This is a genomic window from Aeromonas sp. MTB (assembly GCF_056632455.1).
This window is the reverse complement of sequence record NZ_CP147026.1, coordinates 3,633,404-3,659,107: the sequence shown is the minus strand read 5'-3', so window position 1 is coordinate 3,659,107 and position 25,704 is coordinate 3,633,404. Positions and strand designations below refer to the sequence as shown.

Annotated in this window: 25 protein-coding genes and 2 tRNA genes; 17 read left to right on the top strand and 10 right to left on the bottom strand. The window is 56.8% G+C overall.

All coding sequences use genetic code 11. The features are described from left to right. Positions 1-89: 89 nt before the first annotated feature. Positions 90-305 carry a SlyX family protein gene (locus WBR25_RS16640; RefSeq protein WP_005335285.1) on the bottom strand — a complete coding sequence of 72 codons (216 nt, stop codon included), beginning with the start codon at positions 303-305 and terminating at the stop codon, positions 90-92. Between the two features lie 14 nt (positions 306-319). Beyond that, entirely contained in the window at positions 320-1,288 is a 969-nt protein-coding gene (locus WBR25_RS16635) for a WD40 repeat domain-containing protein (RefSeq protein WP_005349516.1), read from the bottom strand. Between the two features lie 118 nt (positions 1,289-1,406). Between WBR25_RS16635 and fkpA the strand changes: the two genes are divergently transcribed. Together fkpA and WBR25_RS16625 are read left to right on the top strand one after the other, a co-directional pair. Further along, positions 1,407-2,210, top strand: a complete 804-nt coding sequence (fkpA, locus tag WBR25_RS16630; protein ID WP_005335283.1) for an FKBP-type peptidyl-prolyl cis-trans isomerase — start codon at positions 1,407-1,409, stop codon at positions 2,208-2,210. Between the two features lie 151 nt (positions 2,211-2,361). Further along, positions 2,362-3,768: a sigma-54-dependent transcriptional regulator gene (locus WBR25_RS16625; protein ID WP_005348258.1), complete on the top strand. Its 1,407-nt coding sequence runs from the start codon at positions 2,362-2,364 to the stop codon at positions 3,766-3,768. A 55-nt stretch (positions 3,769-3,823) separates the two neighbouring features. Here WBR25_RS16625 and WBR25_RS16620 read toward each other — a convergent pair whose 3' ends face one another. The 3 genes from WBR25_RS16620 to WBR25_RS16610 all read right to left on the bottom strand — a co-directional run bounded on the left by WBR25_RS16620 (position 3,824) and on the right by WBR25_RS16610 (position 5,630). Then, on the bottom strand, positions 3,824-4,693 hold the full coding sequence (locus WBR25_RS16620) for a tetratricopeptide repeat protein (protein WP_479748659.1): 870 nt from the start codon (positions 4,691-4,693) through the stop codon (positions 3,824-3,826). Between the two features lie 113 nt (positions 4,694-4,806). Next, the gene (locus tag WBR25_RS16615) at positions 4,807-5,142 is read right to left on the bottom strand and encodes a hypothetical protein (protein WP_005358483.1); all 336 of its coding nucleotides are present in this window, start codon (positions 5,140-5,142) and stop codon (positions 4,807-4,809) included. Positions 5,143-5,285: 143 nt separating this feature from the next. After that, positions 5,286-5,630, bottom strand: coding sequence for a DUF2956 domain-containing protein (locus tag WBR25_RS16610; RefSeq protein ID WP_323906718.1), 345 nt, complete (start codon positions 5,628-5,630; stop codon positions 5,286-5,288). A 268-nt stretch (positions 5,631-5,898) separates the two neighbouring features. Between WBR25_RS16610 and ushA the strand changes: the two genes are divergently transcribed. Beyond that, positions 5,899-7,623 (top strand): bifunctional UDP-sugar hydrolase/5'-nucleotidase UshA, encoded by a 1,725-nt coding sequence (gene ushA, locus WBR25_RS16605; protein ID WP_236271693.1) that lies wholly within the window; start codon positions 5,899-5,901, stop codon positions 7,621-7,623. Between the two features lie 161 nt (positions 7,624-7,784). Here the strand turns inward: ushA and dxs are convergent, their stop codons facing one another. From dxs to xseB, 3 genes are read right to left on the bottom strand one after another with little or no spacing between them, the layout of a single operon-like run. Beyond that, positions 7,785-9,653: a 1-deoxy-D-xylulose-5-phosphate synthase gene (gene dxs, locus WBR25_RS16600; protein ID WP_479748656.1), complete on the bottom strand. Its 1,869-nt coding sequence runs from the start codon at positions 9,651-9,653 to the stop codon at positions 7,785-7,787. 21 nt (positions 9,654-9,674) lie between these two features. Then, positions 9,675-10,565 (bottom strand): (2E,6E)-farnesyl diphosphate synthase, encoded by an 891-nt coding sequence (gene ispA, locus WBR25_RS16595; RefSeq protein WP_479748654.1) that lies wholly within the window; start codon positions 10,563-10,565, stop codon positions 9,675-9,677. Then, positions 10,566-10,817, bottom strand: a complete 252-nt coding sequence (gene xseB, locus WBR25_RS16590; protein WP_005338838.1) for an exodeoxyribonuclease VII small subunit — start codon at positions 10,815-10,817, stop codon at positions 10,566-10,568. 211 nt (positions 10,818-11,028) lie between these two features. On the opposite strand from xseB, the gene pomA reads away from it, so the two are divergent. From pomA to greA, 3 genes are all read left to right on the top strand, one after another. Next, on the top strand, positions 11,029-11,787 hold the full coding sequence (gene pomA / locus WBR25_RS16585) for a flagellar motor protein PomA (protein WP_005349525.1): 759 nt from the start codon (positions 11,029-11,031) through the stop codon (positions 11,785-11,787). An 8-nt stretch (positions 11,788-11,795) separates the two neighbouring features. Further along, positions 11,796-12,689: a flagellar motor protein MotB gene (locus tag WBR25_RS16580; RefSeq protein ID WP_005349528.1), complete on the top strand. Its 894-nt coding sequence runs from the start codon at positions 11,796-11,798 to the stop codon at positions 12,687-12,689. A gap of 156 nt (positions 12,690-12,845) precedes the next feature. Then, positions 12,846-13,322, top strand: coding sequence for a transcription elongation factor GreA (gene greA, locus WBR25_RS16575; RefSeq protein ID WP_005338833.1), 477 nt, complete (start codon positions 12,846-12,848; stop codon positions 13,320-13,322). A gap of 76 nt (positions 13,323-13,398) precedes the next feature. Here greA and WBR25_RS16570 read toward each other — a convergent pair whose 3' ends face one another. Together WBR25_RS16570 and yhbY are read right to left on the bottom strand one after the other, a co-directional pair. After that, on the bottom strand, positions 13,399-13,980 hold the full coding sequence (locus WBR25_RS16570; protein WP_042080640.1) for a hypothetical protein: 582 nt from the start codon (positions 13,978-13,980) through the stop codon (positions 13,399-13,401). A gap of 103 nt (positions 13,981-14,083) precedes the next feature. Then, on the bottom strand, positions 14,084-14,380 hold the full coding sequence (yhbY, locus tag WBR25_RS16565; RefSeq protein WP_005338829.1) for a ribosome assembly RNA-binding protein YhbY: 297 nt from the start codon (positions 14,378-14,380) through the stop codon (positions 14,084-14,086). Between the two features lie 97 nt (positions 14,381-14,477). On the opposite strand from yhbY, the gene rlmE reads away from it, so the two are divergent. The 11 genes from rlmE to infB all read left to right on the top strand — a co-directional run bounded on the left by rlmE (position 14,478) and on the right by infB (position 25,694). Further along, positions 14,478-15,107, top strand: coding sequence for a 23S rRNA (uridine(2552)-2'-O)-methyltransferase RlmE (gene rlmE / locus WBR25_RS16560; RefSeq protein ID WP_005338828.1), 630 nt, complete (start codon positions 14,478-14,480; stop codon positions 15,105-15,107). 45 nt (positions 15,108-15,152) lie between these two features. After that, positions 15,153-17,099 (top strand): ATP-dependent zinc metalloprotease FtsH, encoded by a 1,947-nt coding sequence (gene ftsH / locus WBR25_RS16555; RefSeq protein WP_042060094.1) that lies wholly within the window; start codon positions 15,153-15,155, stop codon positions 17,097-17,099. Between the two features lie 59 nt (positions 17,100-17,158). Further along, positions 17,159-18,004: a dihydropteroate synthase gene (folP, locus tag WBR25_RS16550; protein WP_368192409.1), complete on the top strand. Its 846-nt coding sequence runs from the start codon at positions 17,159-17,161 to the stop codon at positions 18,002-18,004. A 15-nt stretch (positions 18,005-18,019) separates the two neighbouring features. Continuing rightward, positions 18,020-19,354, top strand: coding sequence for a phosphoglucosamine mutase (gene glmM / locus WBR25_RS16545; protein ID WP_005338823.1), 1,335 nt, complete (start codon positions 18,020-18,022; stop codon positions 19,352-19,354). A gap of 131 nt (positions 19,355-19,485) precedes the next feature. After that, a complete protein-coding gene (tpiA, locus tag WBR25_RS16540) occupies positions 19,486-20,250 on the top strand; it encodes a triose-phosphate isomerase (RefSeq protein WP_139443145.1) in 765 nt (254 codons plus the stop codon). Beyond that, positions 20,251-20,577 (top strand): preprotein translocase subunit SecG, encoded by a 327-nt coding sequence (gene secG, locus WBR25_RS16535; RefSeq protein WP_005338811.1) that lies wholly within the window; start codon positions 20,251-20,253, stop codon positions 20,575-20,577. It begins immediately after the preceding gene. A 7-nt stretch (positions 20,578-20,584) separates the two neighbouring features. Next, a tRNA-Leu gene (locus WBR25_RS16530) sits at positions 20,585-20,669 on the top strand. 92 nt (positions 20,670-20,761) lie between these two features. Beyond that, positions 20,762-20,838 (top strand) — tRNA-Met (locus WBR25_RS16525). A 166-nt stretch (positions 20,839-21,004) separates the two neighbouring features. Next, positions 21,005-21,463, top strand: a complete 459-nt coding sequence (rimP, locus tag WBR25_RS16520; protein ID WP_005338809.1) for a ribosome maturation factor RimP — start codon at positions 21,005-21,007, stop codon at positions 21,461-21,463. 14 nt (positions 21,464-21,477) lie between these two features. Then, positions 21,478-22,980 (top strand): transcription termination factor NusA, encoded by a 1,503-nt coding sequence (gene nusA / locus WBR25_RS16515; protein WP_005338808.1) that lies wholly within the window; start codon positions 21,478-21,480, stop codon positions 22,978-22,980. Positions 22,981-23,000: 20 nt separating this feature from the next. Further along, positions 23,001-25,694, top strand: a complete 2,694-nt coding sequence (gene infB, locus WBR25_RS16510) for a translation initiation factor IF-2 (RefSeq protein ID WP_005338806.1) — start codon at positions 23,001-23,003, stop codon at positions 25,692-25,694. The last annotated feature ends 10 nt before the right edge of the window (positions 25,695-25,704 follow it).

The window sequence follows — 25,704 nt, the reverse complement described above, 5'->3', positions numbered from 1 at the left end:
GAGCATTTGGATAAAAAAATCCGAAACCGGTTTAGCCGGTTTCGGATTTTTATTGGTCTTGAGCATACAGCTTGTTGATTGCGCACCCATCAATAGTGCGGCGGCGGGGTCTCTTCGGCCATGCTGGCAATCTGGCTGGGCTGTACGCTTTGTAGTTTGTCGATCAGCAGCTGGATCTGGTATTTGAGCCGATCGAGTTCACGGCCCTGGGTGGTTACCTCGTCGTTGAGCTGCTCTATGGTGTACTCCGCATAGGCGAGACGGGTTTCCAGGGTTTCGATGCGATCGTTAAGTTGCTGACTCATGGGCCTTCGGGTCCTTACTTGATTGTCCAGATTTCGGCCAGACCACTGGAGCTGGCACTGACAAGGTGGCTATTGTCGCGCAAAGCGACGCCGTAGACCACTGCGCTGGGCGGTTTCACCTTGGGTTGCGGCGAGACGCGCCAGCTCTGCAGCAGGGCACCATCGCTCACTTGCCACAGGGATAGCTGACGGGAAGGGGCGCCGGTGATGAGCCACTTGCCATCGTTGGCAAAGCGGGCGCTGGTGTAGACCTCGAAGCGGTGATCATATTGCAGCTGACTCACCTCCTTGCCGGTTTTCAGATCCCAGATGCTGGCCCGGCTGCTGTCGGCGGTGAAGGCGTAGCGGCCGCTCGGCTCCAGTCTGGCCATGATCACCCGGCCACCATGGTTGAAGCGCCAGATCACCTGCCCGCTACGGGTATCCCACAGATAGGCGCTATAGTCGTTGCCGCCGGTCAGGGCGTAGCGACCGTTGGCGGAGAGATCCACCGTATTGACCTGTTCGGTGTGCCCCAGAAACTGCAGGCGACGACCACTTCGGGTATCGAGCCACTCGGCCTTGCCATCTTCCCGCCCGATCAGCACATAACGACCGTCGGCAGAGAGCGCGATGTCCCTCAGCCTGGATTCAGGAAGTGAGTAGTAGCCTTGTGATTGCCCGTCGTTCAGCCGCCAGGTAGCAAAGGTGTCTGGGGTGGCGGTGACGGCATGGCTGTTGCCTTCGGAAAAGCGGGTAATGAATACCAGATCTTCCGCAGAGTCGGATTGCTTCCAGCGCCAGCGTTGACGGTTCTGTTCCAGATCCCAGACGATGATGCCCTGGCTGATGCTGGAGACGATGGCCTGCTTGCCATCACTGGAGAGATCTGCGGTCAGCAGACCCGTGCTGGCGAGGGTCATTTGCTGGTTGGGTTGGGAGCTTTGCTCGCAACCGGTGAGCATTAAACAGAGGCTCACCAGATAAATGGCACTTTTTATCATTTTTGCGGTCTCACGCTTTTGTTACCTGCGATCACGGCGTTAGTATAAGGCGCTTATCACGATAAACCTCTCATTTCACGATGGAACCGAGAGCGGTATTTGGAGTTTGGAGAAACTGATGAACAAATTTCTGAAGGTGTCCCTGTTGGCGGCGGCCGTTGCCGTCGGTCTGACTGCTTGCCAAAAAGACGAGAAGCCTGCTGCGGCCAATACCGCCGAAGTGAAGGCTGAAGCCAGCAAGCCGGCAGAGGCGACCAAGGCCGAAGCCAAGAGCTTTGAAGAGCAATCTGGCTACGCAATTGGCCTCTCCATGGGTCGTTACATCGCCAATACCCTGGAGCGTCAGCAGGAACTGGGCATCAAACTGGACAACGCCGTGATCCTGAAAGGGGTGACTGACGGTCTGGGCAAAGAAGCCAAGATGACTGATGAAGAGATCCAGAAGGTACTGCAGGATTATGACGCCAAGATCAATGAGCTGACCAAGGCCAAGGCCGAGAAAGATGCCGTTGAGAATCTGAAGAAGGGCGAAGAGTTCCTGGCTGCCAACGCCAAGAAAGAGGGTGTTAAGAGCACTGAATCCGGCCTGCAATACGTGGTCGAGAAGATGGGCACTGGCGCCAAGCCGAAATCTACCGATATCGTCAAGGTTCACTACACCGGTACCCTGACCGACGGCACCAAGTTCGACAGCTCCGTCGATCGCGGCGAGCCGGCTACCTTCCCGCTCAACCAGGTTATCCCGGGTTGGACTGAAGGTGTTCAGCTGATGCCGGTTGGCTCCAAGTTCAAGTTCTTCCTGCCGTCCAAGCTGGCTTATGGCGAGCACGGTGCAGGCTCCATCCCGGCGAACGCCGTGCTGGTGTTTGACGTTGAGCTGCTGGCTATCGAGAAGCCGACTGCAGACGACGCCAAGAAGTAATCCCTTCTTGTAGTTAAAAACGGCTCCTTAAGGAGCCGTTTTTACTTGTGTATTCCCTGCAATCGCGGGATAACAGAGCTGTCTTGGCGTTGGGTTTGCGCGCGAAAATAAGGCAAAATAGATCGCAGAATCAAATACAAGGATGAGTCCAGTGGCTGAAAATAAATCGCGTGTCCTGCTGGTGGAAGATACCCGTAGTCTGGCGGTGGTCTATGAACAGTACCTGCGCCAGGAGGGGTATGAGGTGGTGCTGGCCGATTGTGGTCAGCAGGCGTTGGCGCAGTTGCTGGCAAGTCCTCCCCCCGTGGTGCTGCTGGATCTGGAGCTGCCGGATATGTCCGGTATGGATATTCTGCAGATGATCACCGAACAGCAGTTGCCCTGCTCGGTGGTGGTGATCACCGCCCACGGCTCGGTGGATGTGGCGGTGGAGGCGATGCGCCTCGGTGCCTTCGATTTTCTGACCAAGCCGTTTGACAGCAAGCGGCTCTGCGCCACCGTTCGCAATGCCTTGAAACACCAGCAGTTGAGCTCGCTGGTTGCCCACTATCGGGAGAACTTCGAGCGCAGCTCGTTTTTCGGCTTTATCGGTGCCTCCATGTCGATGCAGGCGGTCTATCGCATCATCGAGAGCGCTGCGCCCAGCAAGGCGACCGTCTTTATCACTGGCGAAAGCGGCACCGGCAAAGAGGTGTGTGCCGAGGCGATTCACCAGTGCAGTCCCCGCAGCGAACAGCCCTTTATTGCCCTCAACTGCGCCGCCATTCCCCACGATTTGATGGAGAGCGAGATCTTCGGTCATGTGAAGGGCTCTTTTACCGGCGCCCAGGGGGATCGCAAGGGGGCGGCCAGTCTGGCCGATGGTGGCACCCTGTTTCTCGACGAGATCTGCGAGATGGATCTCGACCTGCAGAGCAAGCTGCTGCGCTTCATCCAGACCGGCACAGTGCAGCGAGTCGGCAGCGGCAAGCTCGAGACGGTGGATGTGCGCTTTATCTGCGCCACCAACCGGGATCCGCTGGTGGAGGTGAAAGCGGGCCGTTTTCGCGAGGATCTCTACTATCGGCTCCACGTCATTCCCCTCACTCTGCCGCCGCTGCGGGAGCGGGGCGAGGATATCCTGCTGCTGGCGCGTACCCTGCTGCAGAGCTACGCCAAGGAGGAGAACAAACGCTTCAAGGATTTCGATGTCGAGGCGGCACGAGTGCTGCTCGACTACCCCTGGCCTGGCAACGTACGCGAGCTGCAAAACGTGGTGCGCAATATCGTGGTGCTCAACGACAAGGAGCTGGTGAGCCCGGATATTCTGCCGCCACCGCTCAATGGGGTTCGTCCCCAGCTGCCGGCTGCGATTGCGGCAGCGGTGGCATCGGCTCCGGCAGCCACCGGGGTGGCCAACGGGCCAATTCGTCCGCTCTGGCTGGTGGAGAAAGAGGTGATCGAACAGGCCATCGCCAGCTGTGACGGCAACATTCCCAAGGCGGCGGCCCTGCTCGAGATCAGCCCCTCCACCATTTATCGTAAAAAGCAGGGGTGGGAGGAGTCCAATCGGGCCTGAACCATCTTGCCAGCAGAGAGGGCGGCTAGCGTGCCGCCCTTGCTATTTTGGGGGATCAGAGTTTGGCGAGGTGTTTGAGGCGGGCCAGTCGCTCCCCCTCGTTGGCGCTGAACCAGCGGTCCTGCGACAACAGAAACCAGGCGCGGGAGAAGTATTCCGCGGCCAGCGGATCGTCCAGCACCAAGGCATTCTCCCCCAGCTCCTCGAACAGATAACCATCCTCTGGTTCGCCAGCCTCGGCCATATCGGCCTTGAGCTGGTGCAGCTCTGCCAGTGCCTGCTGGTGCTGACCCTGGGCCCGGGTCAGGCGAGCCAGACTCCAGCGAGCGATAAACGCCTTGGCCGGCTGGTTATGTTGCAGATGCCAGGCCAGGCACTTCTGTTGCTGGATTTTCGCCTCATCAAAGCGGCCCAATTCGAACAGGGTCCAGCCCTGATTGTTGTAAAGGGGGGCAAGCCAGCCACGCACCTTCTCGTCACTGCTGCGTTCCGCCAGCTCCATCGCCAGTTGATGCCAGCGGCTCTGCTCTTCCAGTGGTGCGGCGATGGCGATCATGTGAGCGGCGTCGATGGCGAGATAGGTTTCTTTCTCCTTGAGCCCCCATTGCCAGGCTTGTTCAAACAGCGGTTTGGCACTGGCTTTGTCGCCCGCCGAGTTAAAGGTGCGGCCTCGCTCCAGCAGGGCCCTGATCCGCGCTCTGGGGGTTTTATCTGTGAGGCGAGGCTCTATCTCGTCGAGCAGCTGATGGGCTTCGGCAAACTGGCGCTGCAGTGAATGGGTGCGGGCAATTTGGGTCAGCAACTCCAGTTCGAGTTGCAGGTCGGCGGCGGCACGCGCTTCGGGAAGAAGGGTGTGAAAACGCAGGGCGCTGGCGGCGGGATCCTGATAATCCCACAGCGCCATGAAATCGGGCGGATTGTCCATCTGGCCTCCTTGCTGGTTATCCTGTCACCAAGATGCCTGCAGGCCATTGTTTGTACAAGGGGTGCCCGTCACAGAGCGCCCCTTGAGTCATGTTAACGGCTGTGGCCGGTTGGTCAGTAGACCATGGCCAGGCTCATCAGCATCAGACCGAGGGCGGCAAAGGCCCCCTCTTTGATGGCGAGCCGTGGCACCAACGCCTTGGGCAGGGCCGGGAACAGGCTCAGGGCAAAGCCAAGGCCCGGCATCAACCAGTGGAATGCCGGATCACGCAGGGCGGGATCGGCGGCACCGTTGATGATGATCAGCAAAATAAACAGGGTGAAGGCGGGGAGGATAAACCAGCGTACCCCGCCGGCGGCGACCGCCCGCAGCGGCGAAATGCGATAGAGCAGCATGGTCACAAGGAACAGTACAAAAGGGGCCAGCAGATAGAGCGGAGCGGGGTTCATAACATCTTTCCTGAAAACTGATCGTCAAAAAACCGGTTGTCCGGTGCAAGAGGCGCGGGATTTAATCACTCTTCGCAGGTAATCACCAGCAGCTCGGGCCCGGGCTGTGAAGAGGATCCCGGATAAAGGTTTGCTAGCGCGTCTTAGTGCAACCAGAAACAGGCTGCCGCAAATCCCAGCCAGCTCAGCACCAGCAAGATCCAGGGCAGGGGATGCTGATGGCTTACTTCAACCAGCTCCAGCTGATCGTCTTGATCTGCGGGTTGTGGAGCGCCCTGTGGCTGCCTGGCTTTGGCCTGCAATTTTTTCTGGCGGCTCGCTTCGCGGGCCCGCGCCTTCATCTGTTTCTTGTATTCGTCGATGCCTTTCTGGATCCCTTGCGCGATAAGCTGGGTCTGCTCCTTGGTCTGCCCCGGCTTCTGGTTGGCACGGGCAATTTTCATCGCCTCCTGCTGGGTCTCGGGGGAAATCTTGTCGTACTTGGCCATCAAATCATCTCCTCGGGCATGGCTGGCTGGGGAGTATGCCATAAAGGCGCGTCCGGGTGGCGCCTCCTTGGTGCGGGAGGGACGCAAGTGAGTGACTGCTCAACAAAAAACCTGATAAATCAGCAGGAAGCCGGATGTTGGGCCGAAGATCACAATTAGCAGAATTTGTGAGTCATCGATGAAAAACGGTCATCTGTTGTTTGTTATATTGGCGCCCGACCCGCTGGACAGGGTTGATAAATAACAAAACAATCAAGGTGATATGGAAATGAATAATAACTTTATCAAAGGCGGCGTGGCACTGGCCGTGCTTGCTGCACTGACTGGCTGTAATACCTCGACCAATGACACCGTTGCACCCTGCACCGAAAATGTCTGCAAACTGACCATACTGCACACCAACGATACCCACGGCCGTTTCTGGCACAACGCTGAAAATGAGTACGGTATGGCTGCCCAGAAGACTCTGGTCGAACAGCTGCGTGCCGATGCCAAGGCTGCTGGCAGTGACGTACTGGTTCTCTCCGGTGGTGATGTGAATACCGGCGTGCCGGAGTCCGATCTGCAGGATGCCGAGCCTGACTTCATGGCGATGAACAACATTCGCTACGATGCCATGGCGGTGGGCAACCATGAATTCGACAACCCCCTCAGCGTGCTGGAGAAGCAGCGCAAGTGGGCCCAGTTCCCTATGCTCTCGGCCAACATCTATGACAAGGCCAGTGGCAAACACTACTTTGACCCCTACAAGGTGTTCAAGCTGGAGAGCGGTCTCAAGGTCGCCGTACTGGGTCTGACCACCGAGGATACCGCCCAGCTGGTGGATCCCAACAACGTGCAGACCCTGGAGTTCCGCGATCCGACCAGCGAGGCGGCCAAACTGGGCCAGCAGATCCGCAGCAACAAGGAGGCCAATCTGGTCTTCGCCATCACTCACATGGGCCATTACGAGAATGGTCAGCACGGCAGCAATGCGCCGGGCGATGTAGAGATGGCTCGTGCACTGCCGGCAGGGACTCTGGATGCCATCATTGGTGGCCACTCCCAGAATCCGGTCTGTATGGAGCCGGGCACCACCAACAAGTACGCCAATTTCAAACCGGGTGATAACTGCCAGCCAGATCAGCAGAACGGTACCTGGATCATGCAGGCTCACGAGTGGGGCAAGTATGTGGGCCGTGCCCAGTTTGAGTACCAGAATGGCAAATTGACCCTGACCAGCTATGACCTGATCCCGGTCAACCTGATCAAGCGCAACGCCAAGGGCGAGGCGATCGATGCCAACGGCGCCGTGACCAAGGATCCAGCCAAGATGCAGTTCGTACAGGACGAGATCACCAAGGATCCCGAGCTGTATAACACCCTGCTGGGTTATCAGGAGAAAGGTCAGCAAGAGTTGAATGTCGTCATTGGCTCGGCAGATGGCTTGCTGGTTGGTGATCGCAACTCGGTTCGCAACAAGCAGACCAACCTGGGTCGCCTCATCACCACTGCGACCAGCAGCAAGCTGGGTGTCGACTTTGGTATCGTCAACTCAGGCGGTGTGCGCGACAGCATCCCGGCCGGTGATATCACCTACCGCAGCGTGCTGCTGGTGCACCCGTTTGGCAACACGGTCAACAAGGCTGTCATGAAGGGAAGCGATCTGGCGACCTATCTGGGCCAGGTGGCAAGCAAGACTCGCAATACCGGTGGTTATGCCCAGTTTGGCGGTATCAACATGGCGGTAGATTGCCAGGCCAAGAGCGTCAATATCACCAGTATCGGTGGCAAGGCGTTTGATCCGGCAGCAACCTACAGCTTCGCGATCCCGAGCTTCAGCGCCTCTGGTGGTGACGGCTATCCGAAGATCGATACCATCAATGCCGGCTTGGTGGATGCAGCCGTGCTGAAAGAGTTCATCGAGATCAAGAAGGTGATCAACGTGGCCGATTATCAACCGTCCAATGAGGTGACCTATCTGAACTCAACATCTGCCGAAGGGTGTAACTAAGAGCTGTCGATTCGGTATCGTCACAACAGTAGTCACACTCTGCTGTCATCTTAAAAAAATCCCCAGGCATTACCTGGGGATTTTTTCGAACCGTTACTGAATTTTCCTGTCTATTGCATCACATCATGGTGACACGCACTTTCTGAGCTGTTCGTGTCTCGTCAGGCTTGCAGCCAGCTTTCGATGCTGCGCTGGATGCCAGCATCGTCCAGACCGAGCAGGGCATAGATCTCCTGCTGGGTGCCCTGTTCGACGAAGCGATCCGGCAGGCCGAGGTTGAGCACCGGCTTGCACTGTTTGCTGCGCATCAGCAGTTCGTTCACCGCCGAACCGGCGCCGCCCATGATGGCGTTGTCTTCGATGGTGACGAAGTGATCGTGGCTGGCCGCCAGCGACAGCACCAGCGCCTCATCCATCGGCTTGACGAAGCGCATATCCACCAGGGTGGCATCCAGTGCTTCGGCCGCCGCTTTCGCGTGGTGCAGCAGGGTGCCAAAGGCCAGAATAGCTGTGCCTTTGCCCTCTCGAATAATGCGTCCCTTGCCAAGCTCCAGTGCCTGCATCTCTGACGAGATGGGCGTATCGCTCAGGCTGCTGCCGCGCGGGTAACGTACTGCGGCAGGGCCCTGATGGATATAGCCGGTATAGAGCATCTGGCGGCACTCGTTCTCATCAGATGGCGTCATCACTACCATGTTGGGCACGGTGCGCAGGAAGCTGATGTCGAACGCCCCCTGATGGGTCGGGCCATCGGCGCCCACCAGACCGGCCCGGTCGATGGCGAATAGCACCGGCAGATCTTGCAGCGCTACGTCGTGGATCACCTGATCGTAGGCGCGCTGCAGGAAGCTCGAATAGATAGCCACCACCGGCTTCTTGTCGGCGATGGCAAGACCCGCAGCGAACGTGACTGCATGCTGCTCGGCAATGGCCACATCGAAGTAGCGATCCGGATACTGCTGGCTGAATTTCACCAGCCCGGAACCTTCGCGCATGGCGGGGGTGATGCCAACCAGCTTCTCGTCTTTGGCAGCCATGTCGCACAGCCACTGGCCAAAGATGGCGGAGAAGGTGGGTTTGGCGCTGCTCGCCTTGGGCAGGGAGCAATCGTCAGGATTGAACTTGGGCACGGCGTGATAACCGATAGGGTCTTTCTCCGCCGGCTCGTAACCCTTGCCCTTCTTGGTCTTGACGTGCAGCAGCTGCGGGCCCTTGAGGTTGCGCATGTTGCGCAGGGTCTCGACCAGCGCCTCGATATCGTGACCGTCGATGGGGCCGATATAGTTGAAGCCGAACTCCTCGAACAGGGTGCCGGGCACCACCATCCCCTTGAGGTGCTCTTCGGCCCGCTTGGCCAGCTCCTTGACCGGCGGCAGACCCGCCAGCACCTTCTTGCCACCTTCGCGGATGGTGGTATAGAGCTTGCCGGACATGACCCGGGCCAGATGGTTGTTCAGCGCCCCGACATTCTCGGAGATGGACATCTCGTTGTCGTTGAGGATCACCAGCATGTCTTTATGGACATCGCCGGCGTGGTTGAGCGCTTCAAAGGCCATCCCTGCGGTAATGGCACCGTCACCGATCACCGCCACCACCTTGCGACCCAGCCCTTCACTCTCGGCGGCGACCGCCATACCGAGCGCCGCACCGATGGAGGTGCTGGAGTGGCCGACGGAGAGCACGTCATACTCGCTCTCGCCACGCCAGGGGAAGGGGTGCAGGCCATCCTTCTGCCGGATGGTGTGGATCTGGTCACGGCGCCCAGTCAGGATCTTGTGGGGATAGGCCTGATGGCCCACATCCCAGATCAGCCGATCGAACGGGGTGTTGTAGACGTAGTGCAGGGCGACGGTCAGTTCGACCGTGCCGAGACCGGAGGCAAAGTGTCCGCTGGAGCGGCTGACTGAGCGCAGCAGATATTCGCGCAGCTCGTTGCACAGCACCGGCAGCCGATCTTTGGGCAAGGAACGCAGCTCGACCGGAGTGTCCGCGAGGGCCAGGTTGGGGAAATTGCTAATATCAACGCTCATATTGTTACTGTTATCCAGCGTTTAGTGGGTTCGCTCGATGATGTAATCGGCAAACGCTTCCAGAATGTCGGTATTGTAGGGCAAGGATTGCAGGGCTGTTAAGGCTTTCCCATGCAGTTCGCGAGCCAGCTCACGGGCATTTTCGAGTCCGAGCAGGGCCGGATAGGTACTTTTCTCCAGCGCCAGGTCAGAACCTTGCGGCTTGCCCAGGGTGGCGGTATCACCTGTGATGTCGAGGATGTCATCCTGCACCTGAAAGGCGAGGCCAATCGCGGCGGCATAGGTTTGCAGGGCAGCCAGCGTGTCGTCATCGACATCGGCTTTGCACAGGGCGCCGAGCGTCACGGCGCATTCAATCAGCGCACCGGTCTTGTGGCGGTGTACCTGCTCCAGTTCGGCAAGCGTGATCTGGCGCCCTTCGGCCTGCAGATCCAGCGCCTGACCGCCACACATACCCAGATAGCCGGAGGCACGGGCGAGGGTACTCAGCATCCGCACCCGGTTGGCCATCAAGGTATCGGGCATGGGGTGATCGGCCAGAATGGAGAACGCCAGGGTCTGCAGCGCATCACCGGCCAGAATAGCGGTTCCTTCGTCAAACGCCTTGTGAACGGTTGGCTGACCACGACGCAGGTCGTCGTTATCCATGGCGGGCAGGTCATCGTGTAGCAGGGAGTAAGCGTGGATGCACTCCACGGCAGCCGCGGGGCCATCCAGCAGTTCGCTCTTGACGCCCAGCATCTCGCCGACCGCGTAGACCAGAAACGGGCGAACCCGCTTGCCGCCCAGCAGCAGGCCATAACTCATGGCATCGCGCAGGCGCGGCGCCATGGCGGGCAAGGATTCAAGTTGTGCTGACAGACAGTCGTCAATACGCTGACGATGCAGACGGGAAAAATGGTCCAGCGCCACTCACTCCTCTCCTTGTTCTGGCTGGAAGGGGGCGAGCTGGTCACTGCCATCGGCTTGACTGAGCAGGATCTGGATCTTCTGTTCGGCCAGTTCCAGCTTCTGCTGACCGGCCCGTACCAGATGAACGCCCTGCTCGAACTGCTTGAGTGCCTCTTCCAGGGGTAGGGAACCTTGTTCCAGCTGATGAACGATGGTTTCCAGCTCTTCCAGAGTGGCATCAAAACTCAGACGGTCGATTTTTTTACTGGCCATGTCCATCCTCGGGGATTGAAAAAAACGGCTTATATTAACATCGACCGTCCACAGGGGGGAGGCAGAAAAGCATTGCCCCCTCAAACTCTCGCTAAACTGGCCGATAATGAGCCATCATTCTCAGTGGATGCATGCTTGCCGCATGGGTCGCAATAGCAGAAAATTCAACAGACTATAAATAGACATAAGAACCGGTGACAGGAGTAGGGACGTGGATCTAGGCAGTCTGATAGGGATAGTGCTGGGTTTCGGGGTGGTGGTGTACGGCATGCTGCTGGGTGGCCCCATGAGCATGTATGTTGATATGCCATCGGTCTACATCACTGTATTGGGATCAATCTTCATCGCCATGATGAAGTTCAACCTTGGCCAGTTCCTGATGGCATTCAAGGTGGCGGGTAAAGCCTTTATGTACAAGGGCGACAAGCTTGAAGACCTGATTACCAAAGCCGTTGAACTGGCTGACGCGGCTCGCAAAGGGGGCTTTCTTGCGCTGGAGGCCGCAGAGATCCCCAATGCATTTATGAAAAAAGGGATCGATATGCTGGTGGATGGTCACGATGCCGAAGTGGTGCGCGCCGTGATGGAAAAGGATATCGACCTGACAGCCGAGCGCCATGTCATTGCCATCAAGGTCTTCCGTACCCTTGGGGATCTGGGCCCTGCCATGGGGATGATAGGTACGTTGGTGGGTCTGGTGGCCATGTTGGCCAACATGAGTGACCCCAAGTCGATCGGGCCGGCGATGGCGGTGGCCTTGCTTACCACCCTGTACGGTGCGATAGAGGCCAATATGTTGGCGATCCCGATTGCCGACAAGCTGGAGCTGCGCAGCGGAGAGGAGAAGCTCAGTCGTACCCTGATCCTTGATGCCATTATGGGGATTCAGGATGGCCAGAACCCGCGGGTGATCCAGTCCATGCTGCAAAACTATCTGAACCAGTCCAAACGTAATACTGGCACCGAATAGGGGGCGCTATGTCTGATTGCAAGTGCCCACCACCAGGTCTTCCTGGTTACATGGGAACCTTTGCCGACCTGATGTCGCTGCTGATGTGCTTCTTCGTGCTATTGCTCTCTTTTGCCGAGATGGATGTGCAGAAGTTCAAGCAGATAGCCGGTTCCATGGACAAGGCATTCGGGGTACAGAACATCCTTGAGGTGAAAGATATTCCCAAGGGAACCTCGGTGATTGCCCAGGAGTTCAGGCCCGGTCGCCCGGAACCCACGCCGATTGATACCGTGATGCAGCAGACCATCGATCTGACCCAGACCGAACTGGAGTTTCTGCCCGGCGAGTCGGATCAGGCCGGTGGTCAGGACAAGAGTGATGGCAAACAGACGGGGGGCGATACCGCGCAGGATGCGAAGAAGGCGCAAGAACAGTCCAATACCCTGGCCAAAGCCCTCGCCGAGCAGATGAAAGATCAGATCCAGGATGGCGCCATCGAAATTGAGGCGCTGGGCCAGCAGATCATCATCCGGATCAGGGAAAAAGCGTCTTTCCCGGCCGGTTCGGCATTTCTGCAGCCACAGTTCTGGCCAGTCATTCGCAAGGTCGCGACCCTGCTCAAGGATGTGCCGGGTGAAATCACCATCTCCGGTCACACCGACAACGTGGCGACCGAAGATGAGCTGTTCCAGTCAAACTGGGAGCTGTCGTCGCAACGGGCGGTGGCGGTGGCGCACCAGATGCTGAAGGTCCCCGGTTTTGATCAGGGGCGACTTGTGGTGCAGGGGATGGCGGACTCCCAACCATTGGTGCCCAATACCACCCCGGAAAATCGTCGGATGAACCGGCGGGTGGAGATCGCCATCATGCAGGGCAAACCGACTGTTTCGGCCCCCATTTCCGTACCGGAAGGAAAGTAAGCGAGGGGAATGTCGATGACGCAAGTGGGATCTGCATCAGGGGGCTGACGTGGATTTTGTGTTGGCTTCATATTAAGATGCCTCATCCGAACCGATTGCTGCGGCCTCCTTGCAGATGGCCGCAGTTTCTATTTTCAAGCAACCCAGGTTTCGACTATGAATCATACTCCGATGACTGTTCGCGGCGCTGAGAAGCTGCGCGAAGAGCTCGATTATCTCAAGACCGAGCTTCGTCCCCAGATTATCGAAGCGATTGCCGATGCCCGTGAGCACGGCGATCTGAAGGAAAACGCCGAATACCATGCCGCTCGCGAGCAGCAGGGGTTCTGTGAAGGTCGCATTCAGGAGATTGAAGCCAAGCTCTCCAATGCGCAGGTGATCGATGTCACCAAGATGACCAACAACGGTCGTGTTATTTTTGGCGCGACTGTGACTCTGCTCAAGAGCGAGACAGAGGAAGAGGTGGTTTACCGCATCGTGGGTGATGATGAGGCTGATATCAAACAGAACCTCATCTCTGTCAACTCCCCCATTGCCCGCGCCCTGATTGGCAAGGAAGTGGACGATGTTGCAATCGTCAAGACGCCGGGCGGTGATGTGGAATACGAAGTACTGGAAGTCGCTTATATCTAAGCGAATGCTACAGACGATGAAACAGGGGGGCTGGCGCTCCCCTGTTTGTCTTTATCTATATGATTATTGATAAAAATCAGGACAGATACGCCTCGGTAAAGGCGTCCTGATGACGCTGAAACAACCAGTGGCGCAGCCGTTCGATGTTGCTCTCGCTCATTTGAAAGCTCAGTGCCCAAGTGGCATGGTCGGCATTGGCTTTGATGCGCCTTACCAGTCGTCCCTGCAGTGGAAGAGGGTCCTCTTGCTCGATGCAGAGCTCGCCGTTGATGGGGGTATCGGCCACCATGTCGGTTGGCAAATTTTCCACGATGAGGCCGTTGAGGGAGAGGCTGAGTACCTGAAACAGGCCCAGTTCGCTGCAAAGCTTGGCTTTTTGGGTGAGACGCCAGGCACGCGGTTGCGCAAACCCCAGTTCCCTGATGACCGGTGCAGATAAGCGGGGCTCGACGAAGCCATCTTCCCCTTGGGTAAAGCTCAGGGGAAAACGCAGCTGATGGCCTGCGAAGCGGGCTTCGAGTACAAGGTGTTCGGCTTTTTGCAGCAAGCCAAGCATGGGGGCATCGAGGTGACCACTCAGAACATGGGTGTCCTGATTGCTCCCCAAGTCCCGCAGCATGGCCAGCTCATCGTCGGTCAGAATAGGATGGTGAGCCATAATGCGTGTCCGGAAGTATTCATCGCAGGTTAAGGGCTTTGCGACTACTTTGGCAAGCGACTCGGGAAGAAGTGGAATAAGGAAAGAGCGATGCTCTTTCCTTTTACTTGCGGGGCAGCTGGATTTTGGGTTCGTTGGCTTGACGATAAATGGTCAGCACATGACCCATGCTTTGCACCTTGATTGAACCGGTTTCACGGACGATAGCATCCATAACCAGTTGTTTCATTTCGCGATCTTCAGAGGCAACCTTAACCTTGATCAGCTCGTGATGGTTCAGTGCCAGATCGATCTCGGCCAGTACACCTTCGGTCAGACCATGCTGACCCAGCAGGACGACAGGCTTGAGGCTATGGGCAAGGCCCTTGAGGTACTGTTTCTGTTTATTGTTGAGAATCATCGCAATTTCTTCATAAGTCAGGGTTGAAAGGGGCGTATTCTACCCCCACTTAGCCCTTAATACTAATAACCCTTGTGGTTTTTTAAAGTCGATTATCATGACCCAGAAAAAACGTTCCCCCAGTTCAACTCGCTGGTTAAAAGAACATTTCGACGATCAATACGTCAAAAAAGCCCAGAAAATGGGCCTGCGTTCTCGTGCTGTTTTCAAGATTGACGAGATCCAGGGCAAGGATCGCTTGCTGAAACATGGCATGACCGTAGTGGATTTGGGTGCAGCCCCCGGTGGTTGGTCCCAGTTCGCGGTTGAACAGGTTGGTGATTCGGGTCGCGTCATCGCATGTGACATTTTGCCGATGGATCCCATTGCCGGTGTCGATTTCCTGCAAGGGGACTTTCGGGAGGAAACTGTACTCGGCGCCTTGCTGGAGCGAGTGGGTCCCGACAAGGTCGATGTCGTGATGTCTGATATGGCGCCCAACATGAGCGGTACCCAGCAGGTGGATCAGGCTCGCGCCATGTATCTGGTCGAGCTGGCGCTGGACATGTGCAATCAGGTATTGCGTAGTGACGGCAGTTTCGTAGTGAAGGTGTTTCAGGGAGAGGGCTTTGATGCCTATCTCAATGAAATTCGTAAACTTTTCTCCGCCGTCAAAATTCGTAAACCAGACTCATCCCGTGCCAGATCACGGGAAGTCTACATTGTGGCTACCGGTTTTAAACTGTAGTACCCTAACCTTCATCGTTAACTGTCAGTCTGCGAGGTTACTGATTTGAGTGACATGGCGAAAAACTTAATCCTGTGGCTGGTCATCGCCGTCGTTTTGATGTCGGTGTTCAATAGCTTCAGCCCCAGCGATACCACCAGTCGCCAGCTGGACTATTCCAGCTTCGTTAAAGAGGTGACCCAAGAGCAGATCCGTGAAGTGCGGATGGACGGTAAGGTCATTAATGGCGTCAAGCGTACTGGTGAACGATTCACCACCATCATCCCGGCGCCGGATCCCCAGCTGCTCAACGACATGCTCAATCACAATGTCAAAGTGATGGGTGAGAAGCCGGAAGAGCCGTCTCTGTTGACCTCTATCTTCATCTCCTGGTTCCCGATGCTGCTGCTGATCGGTGTCTGGGTCTTCTTCATGCGTCAGATGCAGGGCGGCGGTGGCAAAGGTGCCATGTCGTTCGGCAAGAGCAAGGCTCGCCTGATGAGCGAAGATCAGATCAAGACCACCTTTGCTGACGTTGCAGGTTGCGATGAAGCCAAGGAAGAGGTGAAGGAGCTGGTCGACTATCTGCGCGACCCGAGCAAATTCCAGAAACTGGGCGGCAAGATCCCGACCGGTGTGCTGCTGGTTGGTCCTCCCGGTACCGGTAAGACCTTGCTGGCCAAGGCTATTGCGGGCGAGGCCAAGGTGCCGTTCTTCACCATCTCCGGTTCCGATTTCGTGGAGATGTTCGTTGGTGTCGGTGCTTCCCGGGTGCGTGACATGTTCGAACAGGCCAAGAAATCTTCCCCTTGCATCATCTTCATCGATGAAATTGATGCGGTCGGTCGTCAGCGTGGCGCCGGTCTGGGTGGTGGTCACGATGAACGTGAGCAGACCCTTAACCAGATGCTGGTCGAGATGGATGGTTTTGAAGGCAATGAAGGCATTATCGTCATCGCTGCCACCAACCGTCCTGACGTACTGGATCCGGCACTGCTGCGTCCGGGCCGTTTCGACCGTCAGGTGGTGGTCGGTCTGCCTGATGTCCGTGGTCGTGAGCAGATCCTGAAAGTGCACATGCGCAAAGTTCCGCTGGCGGATGACGTCAATCCGGCACTGATTGCCCGTGGTACTCCCGGTTTCTCCGGTGCGGATTTGGCCAACCTGGTCAACGAAGCTGCCCTCTTCTCTGCCCGTGAGAGCCGCCGAGTGGTCTCCATGGCCGAGTTCGAGAAGGCCAAGGACAAGATCATGATGGGTGCGGAACGCCGCTCCATGGTGATGAAAGAGTCCGAGAAAGAGATGACTGCATATCATGAAGCTGGCCACGCCATCATTGGTCGTCTGGTTCCGGATCATGACCCGGTTTACAAGGTCTCCATCATTCCGCGCGGTCGTGCGCTGGGTGTGACCATGTATCTGCCGGAGCAGGATCGCTGGAGCCACTCCAAGCAGCATCTGGAGTCGATGATCTCCAGTCTGTATGGCGGTCGTCTGGCAGAAGAGCTGATCTATGGTGCCGAGAAGGTATCGACCGGTGCTTCCAACGACATCGAGCGAGCGACCGAGATTGCACGCAAGATGGTGACCCAGTGGGGTATGTCCGAGCGTCTCGGCCCAATGCTCTACGCGGAAGAAGATGGTGAGGTGTTCCTCGGTCGCAGCATGGCCAAGGCCAAGCACATGTCCGACGATACCGCTCGCGTTATCGATGCCGAAGTCAAGCAGGTCATCGACCGCAACTACGCCCGTTCCAAGCAGATCCTGCTGGATAACATGGACGTGTTGCACAGCATGAAAGATGCGCTGATGAAGTACGAAACCATCGATGCCAAGCAGATCGATGATCTGATGGCGCGTCGCGAGGTACGTGCTCCGAGCAACTGGCATGACGAGCACGGTGATACCCCGCAAGGTGGTTCCACCGTGGCTGCCGAGGCCAAGCCTGCCGATGAGGCTGCACCGGTGGCGGATGTCACTATCGACAAAGCCAACGATGCTCCGGCCAAATAATTGTGACTCTCCAAACCCCGGGCTTGCCCGGGGTTTTTCTTTATCAGATGGACATGAAAATGCAGTTAACCAGCAAGGGGCTCAGCCTCTCCCTCGATCGTCCCCATGTGATGGGGATCCTCAATGTGACGCCCGACTCCTTCTCCGATGGCGGCCATTTCAACCAGTTTGAACGGGCAATGGCCCATGCGCGCCAGATGGTCTCTGACGGTGCGACCCTCATCGACATCGGTGGCGAGTCAACCCGCCCTGGTGCGCCCGATGTGAGCGAGCAGGAGGAGCTGGACAGGGTCATTCCTGTCGTGGAGCAGATGGTTCGTGAGCTGGATGTGATGATCTCCCTCGATACCTCCAAAGCGGCTGTGATGCGGGAGGGTTGCAAGGCGGGTGCCCATCTGATCAACGATGTGCGGGCACTGCAAGAACCTGGAGCACTGCAAGCCGCGGCCGAAGCTCGGGTTCCGGTCTGTCTGATGCATATGCAGGGGCAGCCGAGAACCATGCAGGTCGAGCCGCACTATGAGGACCTGATCGGGGAGGTTCGCGCCTTCTTTGATGAGCGTATTGCGGCTTGTCTGGCGGTCGGGATCCGTCGTGAAGAGCTGTTGCTGGATCCGGGATATGGCTTTGGCAAAACCCTTGCACACAACTATCAGCTGTTGGCGGCTCAAAAGGAACTGCTTGATTATGGCTTACCGCTATTGGTGGGGATGTCGCGAAAGTCTATGATAGGCAACCTGCTGGGCCGTCCGGTGGATGAGCGTCTGGCGGGCAGTCTGGCATGCGCCCTTATCGGCATGCAGCATGGGGCCCGCATCATCAGGGTACACGATGTACGGGAGACCATGGACGCATTGCGCGTCGGTTGGCTGGCAATGACGGGACAAGATTTTATTTCCAGATAATAAAGAGAACAGACAATGGCAAGAAAGTATTTCGGTACCGATGGTGTGCGCGGCAAGGTTGGCGAATACCCGATTACCCCTGATTTTGTAATGAAATTGGGTTGGGCTGCCGGCAAAGTGCTCTCCAAGAAGGGCACTAAAAAGGTGCTGATTGGCAAAGATACCCGCATCTCCGGTTACATGCTGGAATCCGCGCTGGAAGCGGGGCTCTCCGCGGCAGGCCTCAAGGCCATTCTGATGGGGCCGATGCCCACGCCGGCGGTTGCCTACCTGACTCGCACTTTCCGTGCCGAAGCTGGCATCGTCATCAGTGCTTCCCACAACCCCTTCTACGACAACGGCATCAAGTTCTTCTCCGCCGACGGCACCAAGCTGCCCGATGATGTCGAGCTGGCTATCGAAGCCGAGCTGGATCACGAGCTCAAGTGTGTCGAGTCGGCCGAACTTGGCAAAGCGGTGCGCATTGATGATGCCGCCGGTCGCTATATCGAATTCTGCAAGAGCACCTTCCCCTCTCACATGAATCTGGATGGGGTGAAAATGGTGGTCGACTGTGGCCACGGCGCCACTTACCACATTGCGCCGTCGGTTTTCCGCGAACTGGGTGCCGAAGTGATCACCATGGGCTGTGCCCCGGATGGTCTCAACATCAACGATGGTGTCGGTTCGACTGCTCCTGACGCTCTGGTGGCCAAGGTACTGGAGTGCAAGGCCGATCTGGGGGTTGCCTTTGATGGCGATGGTGATCGTCTGATCATGGTTGACCATACCGGCTATCTCATCGACGGTGATGAAGTGCTCTATATCATCGCGCGCGATGCTCTGCGCAATGGTCGCCTCAAAGGCGGTGTCGTCGGCACCCTGATGGCCAACATGGGTCTGGAGCTGGCGCTGCAAACCCTGGGCATTCCGTTTGCCCGTGCCAAGGTGGGTGACCGCTATGTGCTGGAGATGATGGAAGAGAAGGGCTGGCGTATCGGTGGCGAGAACTCCGGCCACATAATCTGCCTGGATCAGACCACTACGGGTGATGGCATCGTAGCCGCCTTGCAGGTGCTTACCGCCATGCGCAGCGCCGAGATGCCGCTGGCCAAGCTGCGCTCCGGCATGAGCAAGTTCCCGCAGGTGCTGGTGAATGTTCGTTTTGCCGAAGGCAAGGATCCGCTGGCCGCTGATGCGGTCATGGCTGAGGTTGCCAAGGTGGAACAGGAGCTGGCTGGTCGTGGTCGCGTACTGTTGCGTAAATCAGGTACCGAACCGCTGATCCGGGTCATGGTCGAAGGGGAGCATGAACAGCAGGTGCGTGACATGGCTCAGCGCATAGCCAAGCAGGTCGAATCGGCGTTTTAATGAACAACCAGGGCGGCTTTTTAGCCGCCCTGGTTGTATCTTGTTCAAACGATTCAAAAATTTAAAAATAGCACTTGTCAGCTGAGCATCCTCTGGATATTATCAGCCCCGCTTTCGCAAGGGAGTTGCCGATGGGACATCGCAAGCCGTTTGTAGCAGCCAACTGGAAGTTGCACGGTAGTAGGTCGCAGTTAGAGCAGTTTACGAGTCAGTGCCTAAATGGCGTTGACGGAAAAGTAGATGTGGTTCTATGTCCTTCCCATGTGCATCTCGATTTTAGCGCTTTACTGCTCAATGAGCAGAAGGTAATAAAGTTGGGGGCTCAGAATGTGAGTCAGCACGCTACTGGCGCTTACACTGGAGAAATCTCGTGTCAGATGCTGGTTGAGGCAGGGTGTCGTTACGTATTGGTAGGGCACTCCGAGCGCAGGCGTCTCTTTGGTGAGACCAGTTTTATCGTCGCAGAGAAGTTTGCGGCAGCCAGAGCGGCAGGCTTGATTCCCATCCTCTGTTTAGGTGAATCAGGTGCGGCGAGGCAGGCGAGAAGAGCCTTCGAGGTGATCGCTGAAGAGCTGGATATCGTCATAGAGAAAAATGGCGCGATGGCTTTCGATAATGCTATCATCGCCTACGAGCCGATTTGGGCTGTAGGTACAGGTAAATGCGCCACACCCGAGCAGGCACAAGAGGTTCATTCCTTTATACGTGGTCGCTTGGCGGAGGATACTCCGGTAATAGGTGAGAAAGTTAGAATCATCTATGGTGGGAGCGTAACGCCGAGCAACGCGAGAGATTTGTTTGCACAGCCCGACATTGATGGCGGACTGATTGGCGGAGCAAGCCTCGATAGCGATGCGTTTTTAGGAATTGTTGAAGCGGCAAAGGGTGCAAGTTAAATGTACGAGATTCTTTTAGTCGTTTATCTGCTGGTTTCACTGGCTCTGATTGGTCTGGTGATGATTCAGCAAGGTAAAGGGGCTGATATGGGCGCCTCCTTCGGCGCAGGGGCATCGAACACAGTATTCGGCTCCGGTGGTTCAGGCAGTTTCTTGACCCGAACAACAGCAATTTTGGCTACTCTGTTTTTCGTTATCAGCCTGGTGCTTGGATCTATGTCCAGCAACAAGGTCAAGCAGGGTAGTGAATGGGAAAATCTGCAACAAACCCAACAGGTTGAGCAGACCAAAGCGCCAGTGAAGAAAGATACTGACGTTCCCGAGTAAGAGTTTTGCCGTGGTGGTGGAATTGGTAGACACGCTATCTTGAGGGGGTAGTGCTCTAGGGTGTGCGGGTTCGAGTCCCGCCCACGGCACCAATTAAGCAGTGAGCTCGGGAAACCGAGTGTATTATAGCCAGTCAGTCTTGTATCGAGAGAGTGAAGTGGCTATAATCTCGCACGATTTCGGACGCGGGGTGGAGCAGCATGGTAGCTCGTCGGGCTCATAACCCGAAGGTCGTCGGTTCAAATCCGGCCCCCGCAACCAAATTTCACGCATTTCCTACGCTCAGGAAGGCGGTCGCTGCGAGGCGACAATCAGGGTAAAGCGCCAAGCCCCGATTTGACATCGGGGCTTTTTGTTATGTGCAATTTACTCTGAATCGATATCTATCTGGGCTTTATGCCCTTTTTTTGTTTTTCGGAGGGTGACTTTGGCTACGTTGGAACAACGTTTGACCGATCTGCTCGAGGCTCCGGTCGTTGCCTTGGGTTTTGAACTTTGGGGTATTGAGTTTATCCGCGCGGGTAAACACTCCACCTTGCGTGTCTATATCGACGGCGAGCAGGGTGTGACTGTCGAGAACTGTGCTGAGGTCAGCCATCAGGTTGGCGCCATCATGGACGTCGAAGATCCCATCACCGAGGAGTATTACCTCGAGGTATCCTCCCCCGGCCTGGATCGTCCCCTGTTCAAGGTTGCCCATTTCGAAAAATACGTTGGCCAAGAGGCGGCGGTAACGCTTCGGATGGCAACAAACAACCGCCGCAAGTTCAAAGGCGTAATCAAAGCTGTGCAAGGCGACATGATCACCCTGACAGTAGATGGTAAGGACGACGTGTTGGCTTTCACCAATATCCAAAAAGCGAACATAGTGCCGAACTTTGGTTAACGAGGCTATCGGATATGAATAAAGAGATTTTGCTGGTCGTTGACGCTGTATCCAACGAGAAAGCGGTACCCCGTGAGAAGATCTTCCAGGCTCTGGAAACCGCGCTGGCGACTGCGACCAAGAAGAAATATGAAGGCGAGATTGAAGTTCGGGTCGAAATCGATCGCAAGACCGGTGACTACGACACTTATCGCCGCTGGGTAGTCATTGCGGATCAAGCCGCGATGGAGAACCCCTATGCTGAAATCACCCTGGAAGCGGCGCAGATCGATCAGCCGGAAATCCAGATCGGTGAGTATGTTGAAGACCAGATCGACTCTGTAACCTTCGACCGTATCACTACCCAGACCGCCAAGCAGGTTATCGTGCAAAAAGTGCGCGAAGCCGAGCGTTCACAAGTAGTTGATCAGTTTAAAGATAAAGAAGGCACCATCATCAGTGGTGTGGTCAAGAAGAGCAACCGCGACAACGTCATCCTGGATCTGGGCAGCAATGCTGAAGCCGTGATCTTCCGTGATGACATGCTGCCGCGTGAAACCTTCCGCCCGGGCGACCGTGTCCGTGGCCTGCTCTATGCAGTGCGTCCGGAAGCCCGTGGTTCCCAGCTGTTTGTCAGCCGTTCCAGCCCGGACTTCCTGAAAGAGCTGTTCCGTATCGAAGTACCGGAGATCGGTGAAGAGATGATCGAAATCATGGGCGCTGCCCGTGATCCGGGTTCCCGCGCCAAGATCGCGGTGAAGACCAATGATCGTCGTATCGACCCGATCGGTGCCTGTATCGGTATGCGTGGCGCCCGTGTGCAAGCTGTCTCCGCCGAGCTGAGCGGTGAGCGCGCCGACATCGTGCTGTACGATGACAACCCGGCCCAGTACGTGATCAATGCCATGGCACCTGCCGATGTGGCCTCCATCATCGTTGATGAAGACAACCACACCATGGATATCGCCGTGGAAGCTGCCAACCTGGCGCAGGCCATCGGTCGCAATGGTCAGAACGTGCGTCTGGCCTCCCAGCTGACCGGTTGGGAGCTGAACGTGATGACCGTTGAGGACATGCGTGCCAAGCACCAGGCCGAAAACGACCGCATCATGAACCTGTTCACCAGCACCCTGGATATCGATGACGATTTCGCCGGTCTGCTGATGGAAGAGGGCTTCTCTACCCTGGAAGAGATCGCCTTTGTACCGGTCAACGAGCTGCTGGCTATCGACGGTCTGGATGAAGACATGGTCGAAGAGCTGCGCAAGCGCGCCAAAGATGCCCTGACTACCAAGGCACTGGCCAAAGAAGAGTCTTTCGATGGCGTTGAGCCGTCCGAAGAGCTGCTCAATCTGAACGGTCTGAGCCGCGAACTGGCTTACGCTCTGGCGGGCCGTGGCGTGGGCACCCTGGAAGATTTGGCTGAGCAAGGTATCGATGACCTTGCTGATATTGAAGGGCTGACTGCCGAGAAGGCAGGTGAGCTCATTATGGCTGCTCGTAATATCTGTTGGTTCGGAGAAGAGCAGTCCGAGTAAGATCAAACGGAGGAAAATGAATGGCAGAAGTATCAGTCAAACAACTTGCCACTGACATCGACACACCGGTTGATCGTCTTCTCCAGCAGTTTGTCGATGCCGGTATCAGCAAGAGCAAGGCCGACGACATGGTCAGCGAGTCTGAGAAACAGGCTCTGCTGGCACACCTGAAGAAACAGCATGGAGGTGACGAGGTCGCCGCTCCTGCCCGCATGACCTTGCAGCGCAAGACCAAGAGCACCATCAGTGTTCAGGGGACTGGCGGCAAGAACAAGGAAGTGCAGGTAGAAGTGCGCAAGTCTCGCACCTATGTAAGACGCTCGGCGCTGGAAGATGAACAGCGTCAGGCGGAAGCCGAGGAAACAGCGCGTTTGGAAGCAGAAGAAAAAGCTCGTCGCGAGGCCGAAGAGAAGGCTCGCCTCGAAGCTGAAGAGAAGGCTCGCCGTGAGGCTGAGCAAGCTCGTCGTGAAGCTGAGGAAAAGGCGCGGATCGAGGCACAATCAAAGGCTCGACAGGCTTCACAGCCCGCCAAAGCAGCCAGTAGCACAGCTCAGCAAGAGGCAGAAAAGATGGCCAAGCGCGAAGCAGAAGAACTGAAGCGCCAACAGGAACAAACAGCTTTGAAAAAAGCTGAAGAACTCGCCGCGAAGAAAGCCGAAGAGGCTCGTCTCATGGCGGAACAGAACGCAGCCCGCTGGGCTGAAGAAGAGGCCGCTCGCGCCAAAGAGAGCAGCGACTACCATCTGACCACCAACAAGCATGCGCAAGCCGCAGAAGACGAGTTGGATCGGAAAGAAGAGACCAGCCGCCGCACTGCCGCAGCTGCCAAGGCACCGAAGAAAGCCGGTCGCCGTGAAGATGATCGCGACTCTCGCAACCCGCGTGCCCGCAAAGGCAAGCGCGGCAAGGTCGCCATGCCGAACGCCATGAAGCACGGCTTCAACAAGCCGGCTGCCGTGGTGAACCGCGACGTCGTCATCGGCGAGACCATCACTGTGGCCGAGCTGGCCAACAAGATGGCCGTCAAGGGCGTTGAAGTCATCAAGGTGATGATGAAGATGGGTGCCATGGCCACCATCAACCAGGTGATCGACCAGGAGACCGCTCAGCTGGTCGCCGAGGAGATGGGTCACAAGGTTGTGCTGCGTCGTGAGAACGAGCTGGAAGAGGCGGTACTGTCCGATCGTGACGAGACCTCCGAAGCCAAGCCGCGCGCACCGGTCGTTACCATCATGGGTCACGTTGACCACGGTAAGACCTCGCTGCTCGACTACATTCGTAAAGCCAAGGTTGCTGCTGGCGAAGCCGGTGGTATTACCCAGCATATCGGTGCTTACCACGTCCAGACTGACAGTGGCATGATCACCTTCCTAGATACTCCGGGTCACGCGGCGTTTACCTCCATGCGTGCTCGTGGTGCCAAGGCGACCGATATCGTTGTTCTGGTTGTTGCAGCTGACGACGGCGTGATGCCGCAAACCATCGAAGCTATCCAGCACGCCAAGGCTGCCGGTGTGCCGCTGGTTGTTGCGGTCAACAAGATCGACAAGCCGGAAGCGGATCCGGATCGCGTCAAGACCGAACTGGCCCGTTACAACGTCATGTCCGAAGATTGGGGTGGAGACTGCCAGTTCGTGCACGTATCCGCCAAGTCTGGCGAAGGCATCGACGACCTGCTGGAAGCCATCCTCATCCAGGCCGAAGTACTGGAGCTGAAAGCGGTAGTTGACGGCATGGCCAACGGCGTCGTGATCGAATCCTTCCTGGATAAAGGTCGTGGTCCGGTTGCTACCGTACTGGTACAAGAAGGTACTCTGCGTCAGGGCGACATCGTTCTGTGTGGTCTCGAGTACGGCCGTGTTCGCGCCATGCGTGACGAACTGGGTCGCGAGATCAAGGAAGCGGGTCCGTCCCTGCCGGTGGAAATTCTGGGTCTGTCCGGCGTTCCCTCTGCCGGTGACGAAGCCACCGTTGTCCGTGACGAGAAGAAAGCCCGTGAAGTGGCGCTCTATCGTCAGGGCAAGTTCCGCGAAGTCAAGCTGGCTCGCCAGCAGAAGGCCAAGCTGGAAAACATGTTCGCCAACATGACCGAGGGCGAAGTGTCCGAAGTGAACGTGGTGATCAAGGCCGACGTACAAGGTTCTGTGGAAGCGATCTGCGATGCGCTGGTCAAACTCTCCACCGACGAAGTGAAGGTGAAGATCGTGGGTTCCGGCGTAGGTGGTATCACCGAAACCGACGCGACCCTGGCTGCTGCTTCCAGCGCCATCCTGGTTGGTTTCAACGTCCGTGCCGACGCATCTGCGCGCAAGGTCATCGAATCCGAGAGCCTGGATCTGCGTTACTACTCCGTCATCTATGACCTGATCGACGAAGTGAAGCAGGCCATGAGCGGCAAGCTGGCCCCTGAGTATCGTCAGGAAATCATCGGTCTGGCTGAAGTGCGTAGCGTCTTCAAGTCTCCGAAGTTCGGCGCTGTTGCCGGCTGTATGGTTACCGAAGGTGTGGTCAAGCGTTCCAACCGTATCCGCGTTCTGCGTGACAACGTGGTTATCTATGAAGGCGAGCTGGAATCCCTGCGCCGCTTCAAGGATGACGTCAACGAAGTTCGCAACGGCTACGAGTGTGGTATCGCGGTCAAGAACTACAACGACGTGCGCGAAGGCGACCAGATCGAAGTTTACGAGACTGTTGAAATCCAACGGACTCTGTAAGCCGAGAGTT